Origin of the sequence: Sporolactobacillus spathodeae, assembly GCF_016908935.1 — a bacterium.
GTDB classification, from domain to species: domain Bacteria; phylum Bacillota; class Bacilli; order Bacillales; family Sporolactobacillaceae; genus Sporolactobacillus; species Sporolactobacillus spathodeae.
Genome location: NZ_JAFBEV010000014.1, coordinates 1 through 13,136, shown reverse-complemented (window position 1 = coordinate 13,136; position 13,136 = coordinate 1). Strand labels below are relative to the sequence as shown.

Below are 13,136 nucleotides of genomic sequence, written 5' to 3'. Positions count from 1 at the left end.
TCTGGCAGTGGAGGGAAAATCATGAGAGCTGTTTTTGGCAGTGATGTCGGCAGGCAGCGAAGCCATAATGAAGACAGTGTCAATGTCTTTTATAAAAATAATCAGCTACTCGGCGTCGTTGCTGATGGAATGGGGGGACATGCGGCCGGTGAGGTAGCCAGCGGCATGGCGCTGAAGTTCGCTGAAGAGAAATGGAATCAGCTCGAAGAACCACTGACAGAAGATGCAGCTGTTACTTGGCTGAACCATTTGGTGCGTACGGTGAATGTCCATCTTTATGATTATTCAGAAGCCAATGACGATTGCCGTGGAATGGGAACGACGTTCGCAGCTGCGTTATGCAGTGAAGACTTTATAGTGATTACAACGGTTGGCGACAGCCGCGTTTATTCTTGGTTGCAAGGTTCTGAAGCACGGCAAATTACCGAAGATCATACGCTTGTCAATGAATTAGTCAAAAGCGGTCAGATCAGCCGCGCCGATGCTGAAAGTCATCCTGAGAAGCATGTTTTGATGCGTGCGCTTGGTACTGAGCCGACAATTGCGCTTGACACATTCACTCGTGACTGGAGCGACTGCTCTCATCTGATCCTCTGTTCGGACGGATTGACGAACAAGCTATCCAGCCTACAGATGCGCGCGATTATGGAAAGTGAAGGACCCCTTGAAGAAAAAACTGAGAAAATGATTCAGGCGGCAAATGAAGCTGGCGGCGAAGATAATATCAGTCTAATCATCATCTCTCATGATTCGGATGGTGAAACGCGATGATAGGTAGACGAATTGGTGGGCGTTATCAGATTCTTTCCCGTCTCGGCGAAGGCGGCATGGCGCTCGTCTATAAAGCAAAGGATTTGATTCTTGATCGCCTAGTCTCTGTAAAGATTCTCCGCTCCGATTTAGCGAGCGATGAAGAATTTGTCAAACGTTTTCACCGAGAAGCTGAATCTGTGGCTAGTCTGTCCCATCCGAATATCGTAGCTATCTACGATATCGGTGAAGAAGATGATCTTTATTACATCGTCATGGAATATGTACACGGCATGAGCCTGAAAGAATTTATTAAGGACTATTCACCGCTCGCAATCAGCGAAGCGGTACCGATCATGAAGCAAATTGACGCGGCGATTGCGCATGCTCACGCCCACGGCATCATTCATCGAGATATTAAGCCACACAATATTTTAATCGACGAATCTGAGCACGTTAAAGTCACCGACTTCGGTATTGCGATGGCGGTCAGCAGCGCAACGATCACGTTTACACACTCAATAATGGGATCTGCCCACTATTTGTCGCCAGAACAGGCGAAAGGCGGAAAGGCGACCGTCAAATCTGATATTTATTCACTTGGTATCGTGATGTTCGAATTGCTGACTGGACGTGTTCCTTTCCCCGGCACATCGCCAGTATCTGTCGCATTGAAACAGTTGAAAGAACCGATGCCTTTTCCGCGTGATTTCCGACCAGAAATTCCGCAGAGTTTGGAGAATATTATCATTCGGGCATTGGCCAAAAATCCAGGCGATCGTTACGCCAATGTCGCTGAGATGTATGCTGACCTCAACACGGCTTTGTCTCCGGAACGAAGCGGCGAAGAACGGCTTGTTTTCCCAGATGAAGAGACGGTCGAGGCGGATGCGGAGAAGACGATTAAAATTCCGCCGCTGAAGACGGAAAACGATCCGATTACTGATCAAGCAGTGATAGAGGCTGACAAACCGAAGAAAAAGAAGAAATTACGCGCCAAACGGTTGTTGACAATGCTTGGCATCCTGATTTTACTCATTACAACTGGACTGATTATTGGTCTTGCCGTCCTTCCGAAGCTATTTTATGTGGCGAATGTCCAAGTACCCAATGTCGTTGGGCAGAACTATATTCAAGCCAAACAGATTGTGACGGATCATCACTTGAAAGTCAAACGGATTGCGCAGGCTAGTAAAAATGTGCAAAAAAATTCGGTGATTAAACAGAATCCAGAATCTGGAACTGAAGTAAAGGCGGGTTCAAAGATTATTCTGTTTGTAAGTACGGGACAGAGTACGATCAATGTAGACAATTATGTCGGTTATGATCGGGATTCTTTGCTAAACACGTTGCCGGATGTAGGGTATAAAGATGTCGTTTGGCATGCAGTGGATTCGTCCACCGTTCCAGAAGGCCAGGTGATCAGCCAGAGTCCGATGCCAGGAAAACGGGTCGTCCCGTCAAAAACGGTTTTGAGACTGACCTATAGCGGCGGCGAACCTCAAGTGACGGTGCCAGATCTCAGTGGCAAAACAAAAAATGAAGTGGTTCGCATGCTCAAAGCGGCCGGATTAAGTCCTGAATATATGCCTGGCGATTATTCAGATAGTGTTGCCAAAGGAGAAGTAATCAGCCAGGAACCGGTGGCAGGCAAGCAGGTCGCGAAGGGGACAAAGATCGTTGTGTCCTTCTCAAAAGGGAAGAAGCAGGCGATGGCGGAAGTCGATCAGCCGATCAAAGTGGTTTATTCTGCAAATTCCAACGCAAATGCAGGTTCCAATTCACAACCTTCTCACGTGCAGATTTACTATACGGACGCCAATCATCATGATTCACTCTTTGCCGATGAAGAAATTACTGAAACGAAAACCTACACGATTCCTTTTCAACTCTTGCCGGGAACCCAAGGAAGTTACCGAATTGTGATTGACGACAATAAGGAGAAAACAGGGACCGTTGATTATCCGAACGGACAGTAAAAGAAACAATCATTCAGCAAATTATCTCGCGGAAAAAAACAAAAGGGAGCCATTCGATGCCAGAAGGAATAATCATTAAAGCCCTCAGCGGATTCTATTATGTAAAAAATGGAGAGAACGTTATTCAATGCCGGGCAAGAGGGATCTTTCGCAAAAAGAAAGTGAGCCCGCTCGTTGGCGATTCAGTGGTCTTCGAAGCAGAAAATCCGATAGACGGCTATATTCTGTCCATCAACGAACGGAAAAACGTGTTGAATCGCCCGCCAATCGCCAATGTCGACCAGGCTTTGCTGATTTTCTCTGTTGCTGAGCCGGACTTTGATGACGGCCTTTTGGATCGCTTTCTCGTTCATATGGAGAGTCACCAAATTTCGTCGCTGATTTGTCTTACCAAAATAGATTTGCTAGGTGTTGAAGCGCGCGAAAAGCTATCGAAACGGATCGCGCCTTATCAAGCAGCCGGATATCCGGTACTCTTGACATCAAGCCTTCATCGCGATGGACTGGAGGATGTTTCAGGACTGATACGCGGGCGGATCAGTGTGATTACCGGGCAATCCGGAGTGGGAAAATCATCCTTGCTCAACGCATTGAACGAACAGCTTTCGATTGATACTCAGGCGATTTCTCAGGCGCTTGGGCGTGGTAAGCATACCACCCGTCATGTTGAACTTCTGCCGGTTTGCGGTGGATTCGTTGCCGATACGCCTGGGTTCAGTTCGCTTGACTTTGCAGAAGTGGAAGCAAATGATCTTGAAGATTGTTTTCCTGAATTCCGGACGCTTCGTGATTCCTGCCGATTTAGAGGCTGCACGCACATTGCTGAACCAGACTGTGCGGTAAAAACAGCACGTGATCACGGCCAAATTAGTGAGGCACGGTATCAACACTATTGTATGTTTTTTCATGAAATCAGTCAGAGAAAAAAGGTTTATTGAATTGAAGAAGGCAGGCGATTGGTAGTGAAGCTGGCGATTGTTGCCGGGGGACCGGAGACGCTGATTCCAGATTTACTTGATCCAAAGTATGAAAACTTTCAATGGATAGGCGCAGATCGCGGGACTTTTGTCCTTTTAAGTAAAAACATTAAACCGATCAAAGCATTCGGGGATTTTGATTCCGTATCGAAAGTGGAGTACCACGTGATCGCAGAACAGGCGGTTGACTGCGAGACTTTCCCATGTGAGAAGGATAAAACGGATTTGGAACTGGCAATTGACTGGGCGCTTGCCAAGAAACCGCAACAATTGCTGATCTTCGGCGTGACTGGTGGGCGCCAAGATCACGCCCTTTCCGCGGTTTATTTGCTACTTAAAGCGAGTCGCAAAGCAACGCGCATGCAGCTTGTGGATAAAAAAAATAGTATCGAATTATTGGATTCAGGCATATACCATTTAGAGAAGGAGCCCAATTACCCCTACCTCTCTTTTCTGGCGATTTCCGGCAAAGTCACAGGGCTAACGCTTCGAGGAGTGAAATATCCTCTGCATGATGCGGAACTTGTGTTAGGTTCCAGCTTGTGTATCAGCAATGAGCAAGCGAGCAATGTATCCTCAGTTTCGTTTGCTTCCGGGCTTTTGCTCATGATGCGCTGCAGCGATTAAAGCGGTAGGACGGCTTTGGTCTAGATCCAATCGTCCATTCATATAATCTAGAAGCACGTGATAATGGTTGACGGCGCTTGACAACAAGGAGGAGTAGCCATGAAATTTTACACGATTAAACTGCCGCGTTTTTTAGGTAGTATTGTTAGAGCCCTCCTCGGTTCCTTCCGGAAGGGGTAAGGACGCGGCAGATAAAAAAGGTGCCCCGCACGAGCGCGGGGCACCTTTTTTACGAGATTGAAATCTTTGATTTTACACGAAAATTAACTGCACTTGTTTCCAGAAAGTACTTCTCATACAATTGGGTCCATTTGATGATTCTGCGATCATTTCCGCGGTACTAAAAGTACAAAAAAACCGCCGGCTGTTTCCAACCAACGGTTTCGTTGCATTAAACGCGTTCGACTTTTCCAGCCTTCAGCGCTTTAGTTGATACATAAACGCGTTTTGGACTGCCGTCAACGAGAATGCGAACTTTTTGCAGATTCGCTTTGAAAGTACGTTTCGATTTATTTTCAGCAAATGAACGATTCTGACCAAATTTGGTTGTTTTGCCTGTAACGAAACATTTACGTCCCATTCAAGATACCCTCCCTGCACAAACATTCATTAAGCAATAATTTTATATTACCATGCACAGGAAGAGGAAGCAACCAGAATTAATAATTTAGACTCAGTCAAGCTGAATCTTTCCAATTTAAAACGGCTAGTGTAAAATTAGTAGGAAAAGTGGGTTGTCGGGAGATTGCGGAACGTGTCCGTGAATGGCTTGTTACAGCAATTGATAAGAAAGAATGAAAAGAAACAGTTACATTGCTGATGAGAATAAGGTTCACAATCTGAAGGGAGTACGAACATGATAGCATCGACGAATAATTACGGACAAATTGATATTTCCATGGATGTCATTACAAAGATTGCTGGCGGAGTAGCTGTCTCATGTGAAGGAATTGTTGGCATGGCATCGAAAAACCAGTTGAAGGACGGGTTTGATGAACTGCTGAAAAAAGAAAATTTCAGTCGAGGTGTCGTCGCTTCTTTTGATGAAGACGATAATTTATTGATTGACATGTATATTATTGTCAGTTATGGCACACAGATTTCCAATGTGGCCATTGAACTGCAGCATCGCGTAAAAGAGGCGCTGAGTGAGATGCTCAGTCTCCAGGCGGTGGAAATCAACGTTTATGTACAGGGGGTTCGCCTGGCTGAAAAGCCGGCGGATCAGGATTCAGAAGATTGAAAAGGAGTATAGATTGATGAAATATCGCAGCGTTTTTGACATAATCGGTCCGGTAATGATTGGCCCATCCAGTTCACATACCGCGGGTGCTGTACGAATCGGGCGGGTGGCGCGTCATTTATTTGGCGCACAGCCGATGGAAGCAGCGATTACGCTTTACGGATCATTTGCTGAAACGTATCAGGGACATGGGACGGATGTGGCGATAATTGCCGGTTTGCTCGACTTCGAACCCAACGATCCGCGCTTGCCTGATGCACTTGAGTTGGCCCAAAAAGAGGATTTGAAAATCTCATTTATAGCCGATAAAGAAACGGAGACAGAACATCCAAATACAGTCCGAATACGCTTATCCGATCAGCAAAGTGACATTGAAGTGGTGGGGGTGTCGATAGGCGGCGGAAAGATTGAGATAATCGAAGTCGACGGTTTTAATATTTCGCTGTCTGGCAGTAATCCGGCTCTGTTTATTCTCCATCAGGATAAATATGGCGCGGTGGCGGAAGTTGCTTCACTGATCGCAAAATACGAAATGAACATATCCTATATGGAAGTCTCACGTAAAGTTAAAGGGAGCCTCGCTCTGATGGTGATTCAGACCGATGAGGAAATCGGCGGGAAACTTGCGGAGGAAGTTGGGCTTTTGCCGAATATACTTCATGTTGCTGTTTTATCTTAACTGTGCAAGAGGCTTGCAGAAGGGGAAGATTGACTTATGTTTCAGACAGTTAAAGAACTTGTCGAATTGGCGGAAAAAGATCAAAAAAAGATATCGGAAATTATGATAGAGACGGAAATTGAAACAACCGGGAGCAACCGTGAAGCTATTTTTGCAAAAATGTCCAGCAATCTGGATGTAATGGAAGACGCGGTCAAGCGAGGCATTAGCGAAAATATCCGTTCACATTCGGGTCTGACCGGTGGTGATGCGAAACGGTTACAGGCATATCTAGCTGAGGGGCAGACGCTCTCAGGCGTCGCCATGCTTGACGCGGTCAGCAAGGCAATGGCAACGAATGAAGTCAACGCGGCTATGGGCGTTATCTGCGCGACACCAACGGCTGGATCGGCAGGCGTTGTTCCAGGAACGCTGTTTGGCTTATGTGAGCGTCTGAAACCGGCACCGACACGCGACCAAATGGTTCGCTTTTTGTTCACAGCGGGTGCTTTCGGCTTTGTCGTCGCGAATAATGCCTCTATATCTGGAGCGGCGGGCGGTTGTCAGGCTGAAGTTGGTTCGGCAACGGGTATGGCAGCTGCGGCGGCGGTGGAACTTGCGGGCGGATCGCCACAGCAATCGGCGCACGCCATGGCGATCGCACTTGGCAATATGCTTGGCCTGATCTGCGACCCGGTTGCCGGACTTGTCGAGGTTCCCTGTGTGAAAAGAAATGCGGTAGGTGCGTCGACGGCACTTGTTGCAGCCGATATGGCGCTTGCAGGAATTGAAAGCCGAATCCCATGCGATGAAGTGATTGAAGCGATGTATCGAGTTGGCAGGATGATGCCGGCCGCATTCCGCGAAACAGCACAAGGCGGTCTCGCAGATACGCCGAGAGGCAGAGCGTTGAAAAGACAGATCTTCGGACACGATGGACAAAAATCCGTCACGAAGCATCCATGACGCTTGCAGACTTTCCAGTTGGATCAATAAAAGGAGTCGGTCACGCTTTTGCCGATCAGCTGCAGAAACTGGAAATTGCTACTGCGGCTGACCTTATTAATTATTTTCCATATCGCTATGAAAATTATGCGGTTCGGGATCTGAGCACGATTGCTGATGGCGAGCATGCAACAATCGTCGGCAAGATTCAGAGCGAACCGCTTTTTTCATATTATGCGAAAAAGCGATCACGTATTTCGGTACGGGTGCTCTCCGGTCGATATCTCATAACCGCCGTTCTCTTTAATCGGCCGTATCTCAAGCGGACGCTGAAGTTAGGGGATACGGTGACACTGACGGGAAAATGGGAACAGGGAAGGGCCGTATTGACTGTAACTGAATTTCATAATGGCCTTCCAACCGACAAAGGTGAATGGCTACCGGTTTATCCAGTTAAAGAAGGAATTTCTGTAAAAAAATTGCGGACAATCGTTCGCCAGGCCTTGACACAATTCGCCGGGCAATTAGCTGAGAATCTTCCGGATTCGCTTAGAGAGCGCTACCGCCTTCTGGGACGCGAAGAAGCCGTACGCGAAATTCATTTTCCCTCATCCACTCAGCGTTTGAAACAGGCGCGGCGCCGACTTGTTTATGAAGAATTCCTCATATATGAACTAAAAATGCAAGCACATCGATTAAAGCGACAGAAAGCAAAAAACGGTGTGGCTTTTGCAGTAGATAACGTACGTCTTCAGGCATTTATCGAGGCACTTCCGTTTCATCTGACGGATGCGCAACAAACAGTACTCCATGAAATTCTTGAGGACATGAAGCAACCGTCAGCGATGAATCGCCTGCTACAGGGTGATGTAGGTTCAGGGAAAACGATCGTCGCTGCGATTGCCTTATTCGCCGCAGTGACTGCTGGTTATCAAGGGGCGTTGATGGCGCCGACGGAGATCCTAGCGGAACAGCATGCGGACAGCTTGGAACAGCTTTTTTCCGCTTTTTCAATTCGGACCGCACTACTGACCGGGAATGTTCGCGGGAAAAAAAGAAAGCTGTTGCTTGAACAATTGAAGGAAGGCGCCATTGATATATTAATTGGCACCCATGCGTTGATTCAAGATGAGGTTCATTACCGACGCCTCGGCTTGGTGGTAACCGATGAGCAACACCGTTTTGGTGTCGTTCAGCGACGCCTTTTGCGGGAAAAAGGGCAGGAACCGGACGTGTTGTACATGACGGCGACGCCAATTCCGCGGACACTTGCTTTGACTGTCTTCGGCGATATGGATGTCTCAACAATTAGCGAATTGCCCGGTGGTAGAAAGCCAATAAAAACCTATTGGGTGCGCCATGACTTGATGGATCGAGTGATTACGTTTATCCGCCGTGCCGTTGCTGCCGGACGCCAGGCATATGTTGTTTGTCCGCTGATTGAAGAATCTGAACAGCTTGACGTACAGAATGCACTCGATATGCATAGCCAGCTGACACAAGCACTCACGGGCATTCAGGTCGGTTTGATGCACGGACGCCTGAATCCTGAGGAGAAGGCGGACGTTATGAATCGTTTTAAAATGAATCAGGTGCAAGTCCTCGTCGCCACAACTGTTGTCGAAGTCGGTGTCAACGTGCCGAATGCGACACTGATGATTGTCAATGACGCCGACCGCTTCGGTTTATCGCAGTTGCACCAGCTGCGCGGTCGGGTTGGGCGTGGCAGCAATCAGTCATATTGTGTGCTTGTCGCTGAAGCAAAGTCGGAGACAAGTAAGGAAAAGATGAAGTGGATGACAGAGACAACGGATGGGTTCAAATTATCTGAATTAGATTTGAAGTTACGCGGACCTGGCGACTTTTTCGGCAGCAAACAAAGTGGTCTGCCGGATTTTAAATTGGCTGACCTTGTGCATGATTTTCAAACACTTGCCGCAGCCAGGCAGGATGCAGCCAAAATGGTTCGCAGTCAGTCATTTTGGCAAGAGGATGCGTACCATTTGCTTCGTGCACCGCTTAGAGCTGCAGGGATACTTGATAAAAAGAGGCTTGATTAAATTTCTTGAAACCTAGGCGGGATCTGAATCGTAAGCTATTAAGGTTGGAAAGCTTGTAAAAGGTGATCAGTTTCTTCCTTTTTGCCTTGCCCTACACGGACCCGCCCGCTTGTGATATACTTGCTATTATTATCTAGTCATAAGAACGGCGATTGATCAACATCAATGGGGCAAGCGCAAAGGACGGTGTCCGAAATTTGAGAAAGAGCAAGCAGGATCGCCAGGCGATGCTCAAACAGACGATAGCTGAGAATCCATTTATTACGGATGATGCATTGGCAAAGAAATTCAGTGTTAGTGTTCAAACGATACGCTTGGACAGGATGGAGTTGTCGATTCCCGAATTGCGGGAGCGAATTAAATACGTCGCAAAACGGCAATTTGATGATGTGAAGGCGCTTCATGAAGATGAGGTCATCGGCGAAATTGTCGACTTACAACTGGATGCGCAGGCCATTTCGCTGCTTGAAATCGGTCAGGAGCATGTTTTTTCCCGGACTGGTATTGCACGTGGCCATCATCTTTTTGCCCAGGCCAATTCACTTGCAGTCGCTGTCATTAATGATGCGTTGGCACTGACTTCGAAAGCGTCGATTCACTTTATCCGCCCAGTCAAAACCGGCGAGCGGGTTGTTGCCAAAGCAAAGGTGATTGAGAAGGAACATGTCCGAACAATTGTCGAGGTCAACAGTTATGCCGGACAGGATCATGTATTCCGAGGCGTTTTTACAATGTTTCGCTCAAGTGGCAAAACGAAAACGGCTGGCGTGACAGCACCGGCACACGAAGAATCATGAACGCGTATAAAGTTTGATTGTGCAAGGTAAGTTACTGAGGAGGTTATTGACCATTGACTAAAGTGGCATGTGTTTTTCCGGGACAAGGTTCGCAGCAAGTCGGCATGGGTAAAGACTTGTTGGAGAAGTCTGCGGAATCGAAAGAAAAGTTTTTATTAGCGGACAAGCGGCTCGGTTTTCCGCTGACTGATTTAATTATGAATGGACCCGAAGAGAAACTCACATTGACGGAAAATACGCAGCCGGCAATTTTAACGGTTAGCTGTCTGCTCTATGATCTGCTTCGTAAAAAGGGTATCCGTCCCGATTATGTTGCTGGACACAGTCTTGGCGAATACAGCGCCCTTTATGCGGCTGGCGTTTTTTCTTTCGAGGATGCCGTTTATGGGGTTCGACAACGCGGTTTGCATATGGAAAAAGCTGTTCCGGCCGGAGAAGGAACGATGGCTGCCGTGCTCGGTTTGGAAGCAGATGTACTCGACGAGTTATGTCACAAAGTCAGCGCAGAAGGTAATCCTGTCCAACTGGCAAATCTGAACGCTCCAGGTCAAATTGTTATTTCCGGTTCAATTCAGGGTGTGTCAAAAGCATCGACGCTAGCAAGCGAAAGCGGCGCTCGGCGCGTGGTTCCGTTATCAGTCAGTGGACCATTCCATTCTTCTTTAATGATACCTGCCGCTGAGGCGATGCGACAGACACTGGATACGCTTTCGATCCATCACGCGGAAATACCTGTGATTGCTAATCGTACGGCTATTGAAGAGACGCAAGTAGATGAAATCCGCACGCATCTTATTGAACAGCTCTATTCGCCGGTTCGCTGGATTGAATCGATCGAACGGCTTAAAGCAAATGGTGTTGACACGTATATTGAAGTCGGACCGGGAAAAGTGCTGAGTGGATTAATTAAAAAAATTCATCGCGGTGCCCGTATCCTGTCCGTTTACGATATCGCTTCACTTGATTCGGTCAGTGAACAATTAAAGGAGTGTGCAGAGTGATGATTCTCGAAGGCCAGACAGCACTCATTACTGGTGCTTCGCGCGGTATCGGCCGTGCTATTGCGTTGGCATTTGCGCGTGAAGGTGCCTCGATTGTGGTCAATTATTCGGGCAATCAGGCACGCGCAGAAGAGACAGCCGCGGAAATCCGGGCCATGGGACGAGAGGCTTTTGTCTGCCAGGGCGATGTCTCAAAGGAACAGGATGTCCAGTTGATCTGCAAGCGTGCATTGGAGAAATTCGGACATATTGACATTCTTGTTAATAATGCTGGGATTACGCGTGACGGTCTGCTGATGCGCATGAAAGAAGAAGACTGGGATGCCGTGATCAATACGAATCTGAAGGGTGTCTTCCTGATGACCAAAGCAATGCTTCGGCCGATGATGAAACAGAAAAAGGGGAAGATTATTAATATTGCCTCCGTTGTCGGCATCCTTGGCAACGCTGGGCAGGCTAATTATGTCGCTGCTAAAGCGGGCGTCATTGGATTGACAAAGACAACGGCACGCGAAGTCGCTTCGCGCGGCATTACAGTCAATGCGATCGCACCTGGTTTTATTGCAACGGATATGTCTGATAAACTCAGCGACGAAATCAAGGACAAAATGAAAGCTGATATTCCACTTGGACGTCTGGGTCAGCCGGAAGATATTGCGCATGTCGCTTGTTTCCTTGCTTCGGGCGCTGCGGATTACATGACGGGTCAGACGCTCAGCGTTGACGGCGGAATGGCGATGCAATAAAATAGTTGAGCAAGAACGTCATTTAGCTGTCGTATGCAAAATAAGTTTTGACTCTTATGCCATTTCCTGTTATTTTAATTTAGGGTATCTTTGAGGGGAGGTGAAGACATGGCAGAACAAGATGTACTTGAACGTGTGAAGAAAATCGTTGTCGACAGACTTGGTGTGGACGAAGCCGATGTAAAACCGGAAGCTTCCTTCAAAGAAGACCTGGACGCCGATTCTCTTGATATCGTAGAACTTGTCATGGAACTTGAAGACGAATTTAATCTGGAAATTTCAGATGAAGATGCAGAAAAGATTCAATCTGTTGGTGATGTCATTACTTACATACAGAGCCACAAATCTTGACATCCTAACTCATGGAGTCCCGCTTTTATAAAATAATTTTTATGAAATCGGGATTTTTCTTTTATTTAGAGAAAAGGGCTGGGTTTTGGGCAAGCGGAGGTAATGATAGATGCCTGAATCAAAGAAGAAGGCAGAACAAAACGAAACATTGGATCACATTCATCAGCTGTTGGCTAAATTCTCGTTTGTTTTTACCAATGAAAAACTGCTGCTACAGGCTTTTACCCATGCATCTTATGTGAATGAGCATCGCCGTGGCGCTACGGATGATTATGAGCGGCTTGAATTTCTTGGAGATGCCGTGCTTGAATTAATGGTTTCTCAGTATCTGTTCAAGCATTATCCGAATTTATCCGAGGGAGAGATGACGAAACTTCGGGCGGCAATTGTCTGCGAAACCGGACTTGTCCAATTCGCAAATTCACTCGATTTCGAAAAAAATATCTTCCTTGGCCGCGGCGAAGAGACAACGGGCGGCCGCAAGCGACCAGGACTGCTATGCGATGTGTTCGAGGCATTCATTGGCGCGTTGTATCTCGATCAGGGGCTGCAAGAAGTCAGCCGCTTTTTGGAGTCGGTTGTTTATCCGAGAATTGAAGATGGTACTTTTTCCCATGTGATGGATTTTAAGAGCCAATTGCAGGAAACGGTGCAACGGGAAAATCTTGGCGAACTGGATTACGAACTAGTTACAGAGAAGGGTTCAGCGCACCAGCGCGAATTTGTCTCGAAAGTCGTACTGGACGGCAAGGTCATCGGCAGCGGCAGGGGTCATTCAAAGAAGGACTCGGAACAAAATGCTGCACGTGAAGCATTAAAAAGCATCGTCAGGTAATAAAGACAGCCGGGAACTCTCGGCTGTCTTTTCTGTACGTTTAAAAATGTATAAGATTTCAGGGGAATTAAGTATAAGCGAAACTAAGGATTAGCTATTTTTCACAGGGCTTGGCTCAACGAAGTTTTTCTAGTATGTTAAGAATGTATGCGATTTTGTGATTAAAA

The 13,136-nt window shown here is 47.1% G+C and carries 15 protein-coding genes; 14 read left to right on the top strand and 1 reads right to left on the bottom strand.

Annotated elements, in window-relative coordinates; genetic code table 11:
• Nucleotides 1-21 precede the first annotated feature (21 nt).
• From JOC27_RS08275 to spoVM, 5 genes are all read left to right on the top strand, one after another.
• A complete protein-coding gene (locus JOC27_RS08275; protein ID WP_205006817.1) occupies nucleotides 22-771 on the top strand; it encodes a Stp1/IreP family PP2C-type Ser/Thr phosphatase in 750 nt (249 codons plus the stop codon).
• Nucleotides 768-2,729 carry a Stk1 family PASTA domain-containing Ser/Thr kinase gene (pknB, locus tag JOC27_RS08270; RefSeq protein WP_205006816.1) on the top strand — a complete coding sequence of 654 codons (1,962 nt, stop codon included), beginning with the start codon at nucleotides 768-770 and terminating at the stop codon, nucleotides 2,727-2,729. Before JOC27_RS08275 ends, pknB begins: the two co-directional genes overlap by 4 nt.
• Before the next feature lie 56 nt (nucleotides 2,730-2,785).
• Nucleotides 2,786-3,667: a ribosome small subunit-dependent GTPase A gene (gene rsgA / locus JOC27_RS08265; protein WP_205006815.1), complete on the top strand. Its 882-nt coding sequence runs from the start codon at nucleotides 2,786-2,788 to the stop codon at nucleotides 3,665-3,667.
• A 24-nt stretch (nucleotides 3,668-3,691) separates the two neighbouring features.
• Complete coding sequence (locus JOC27_RS08260; protein WP_205006875.1) at nucleotides 3,692-4,333, top strand: thiamine diphosphokinase; 642 nt, start codon at nucleotides 3,692-3,694, stop codon at nucleotides 4,331-4,333.
• A 99-nt stretch (nucleotides 4,334-4,432) separates the two neighbouring features.
• Nucleotides 4,433-4,513 carry a stage V sporulation protein SpoVM gene (spoVM, locus tag JOC27_RS08255; protein WP_010630993.1) on the top strand — a complete coding sequence of 27 codons (81 nt, stop codon included), beginning with the start codon at nucleotides 4,433-4,435 and terminating at the stop codon, nucleotides 4,511-4,513.
• Between the two features lie 211 nt (nucleotides 4,514-4,724).
• Here the strand turns inward: spoVM and rpmB are convergent, their stop codons facing one another.
• On the bottom strand, nucleotides 4,725-4,913 hold the full coding sequence (gene rpmB / locus JOC27_RS08250; RefSeq protein WP_205006814.1) for a 50S ribosomal protein L28: 189 nt from the start codon (nucleotides 4,911-4,913) through the stop codon (nucleotides 4,725-4,727).
• A 276-nt stretch (nucleotides 4,914-5,189) separates the two neighbouring features.
• Between rpmB and JOC27_RS08245 the strand changes: the two genes are divergently transcribed.
• The 9 genes from JOC27_RS08245 (at nucleotide 5,190) to rnc (ending at nucleotide 12,969) form a co-directional block, all read left to right on the top strand.
• Nucleotides 5,190-5,576, top strand: a complete 387-nt coding sequence (locus JOC27_RS08245; RefSeq protein ID WP_205006813.1) for an Asp23/Gls24 family envelope stress response protein — start codon at nucleotides 5,190-5,192, stop codon at nucleotides 5,574-5,576.
• Between the two features lie 16 nt (nucleotides 5,577-5,592).
• Nucleotides 5,593-6,255, top strand: coding sequence for an L-serine ammonia-lyase, iron-sulfur-dependent subunit beta (sdaAB, locus tag JOC27_RS08240; RefSeq protein WP_205006812.1), 663 nt, complete (start codon nucleotides 5,593-5,595; stop codon nucleotides 6,253-6,255).
• A gap of 36 nt (nucleotides 6,256-6,291) precedes the next feature.
• A complete protein-coding gene (gene sdaAA, locus JOC27_RS08235; RefSeq protein ID WP_205006811.1) occupies nucleotides 6,292-7,200 on the top strand; it encodes an L-serine ammonia-lyase, iron-sulfur-dependent, subunit alpha in 909 nt (302 codons plus the stop codon).
• Nucleotides 7,197-9,239: an ATP-dependent DNA helicase RecG gene (gene recG / locus JOC27_RS08230; protein WP_205006810.1), complete on the top strand. Its 2,043-nt coding sequence runs from the start codon at nucleotides 7,197-7,199 to the stop codon at nucleotides 9,237-9,239. The genes sdaAA and recG overlap by 4 nt, the downstream gene beginning before the upstream one ends.
• A gap of 197 nt (nucleotides 9,240-9,436) precedes the next feature.
• Complete coding sequence (fapR, locus tag JOC27_RS08225; protein ID WP_205006874.1) at nucleotides 9,437-10,036, top strand: transcription factor FapR; 600 nt, start codon at nucleotides 9,437-9,439, stop codon at nucleotides 10,034-10,036.
• Between the two features lie 53 nt (nucleotides 10,037-10,089).
• Entirely contained in the window at nucleotides 10,090-11,037 is a 948-nt protein-coding gene (gene fabD / locus JOC27_RS08220; protein ID WP_205006809.1) for an ACP S-malonyltransferase, read from the top strand.
• Nucleotides 11,037-11,783, top strand: a complete 747-nt coding sequence (fabG, locus tag JOC27_RS08215) for a 3-oxoacyl-[acyl-carrier-protein] reductase (RefSeq protein WP_205006873.1) — start codon at nucleotides 11,037-11,039, stop codon at nucleotides 11,781-11,783. Before fabD ends, fabG begins: the two co-directional genes overlap by 1 nt.
• 108 nt (nucleotides 11,784-11,891) lie before the next feature.
• A complete protein-coding gene (gene acpP / locus JOC27_RS08210) occupies nucleotides 11,892-12,134 on the top strand; it encodes an acyl carrier protein (protein WP_205006808.1) in 243 nt (80 codons plus the stop codon).
• 109 nt (nucleotides 12,135-12,243) lie between these two features.
• Complete coding sequence (rnc, locus tag JOC27_RS08205; protein WP_205006807.1) at nucleotides 12,244-12,969, top strand: ribonuclease III; 726 nt, start codon at nucleotides 12,244-12,246, stop codon at nucleotides 12,967-12,969.
• Nucleotides 12,970-13,136: the final 167 nt, after the last annotated feature.

Coding starts and splice junctions, on each gene's coding strand:
- JOC27_RS08245 (WP_205006813.1), top strand. CDS start 5,190: ATGATAGCATCGACGAATAATTACGGACAAATTGATATTTCCATGGAT.
- rpmB (WP_205006814.1), bottom strand. CDS start 4,913: ATGGGACGTAAATGTTTCGTTACAGGCAAAACAACCAAATTTGGTCAG.
- sdaAA (WP_205006811.1), top strand. CDS start 6,292: ATGTTTCAGACAGTTAAAGAACTTGTCGAATTGGCGGAAAAAGATCAA.
- rsgA (WP_205006815.1), top strand. CDS start 2,786: ATGCCAGAAGGAATAATCATTAAAGCCCTCAGCGGATTCTATTATGTA.
- acpP (WP_205006808.1), top strand. CDS start 11,892: ATGGCAGAACAAGATGTACTTGAACGTGTGAAGAAAATCGTTGTCGAC.
- spoVM (WP_010630993.1), top strand. CDS start 4,433: ATGAAATTTTACACGATTAAACTGCCGCGTTTTTTAGGTAGTATTGTT.
- pknB (WP_205006816.1), top strand. CDS start 768: ATGATAGGTAGACGAATTGGTGGGCGTTATCAGATTCTTTCCCGTCTC.
- recG (WP_205006810.1), top strand. CDS start 7,197: ATGACGCTTGCAGACTTTCCAGTTGGATCAATAAAAGGAGTCGGTCAC.
- fabG (WP_205006873.1), top strand. CDS start 11,037: ATGATTCTCGAAGGCCAGACAGCACTCATTACTGGTGCTTCGCGCGGT.
- sdaAB (WP_205006812.1), top strand. CDS start 5,593: ATGAAATATCGCAGCGTTTTTGACATAATCGGTCCGGTAATGATTGGC.
- rnc (WP_205006807.1), top strand. CDS start 12,244: ATGCCTGAATCAAAGAAGAAGGCAGAACAAAACGAAACATTGGATCAC.
- JOC27_RS08275 (WP_205006817.1), top strand. CDS start 22: ATGAGAGCTGTTTTTGGCAGTGATGTCGGCAGGCAGCGAAGCCATAAT.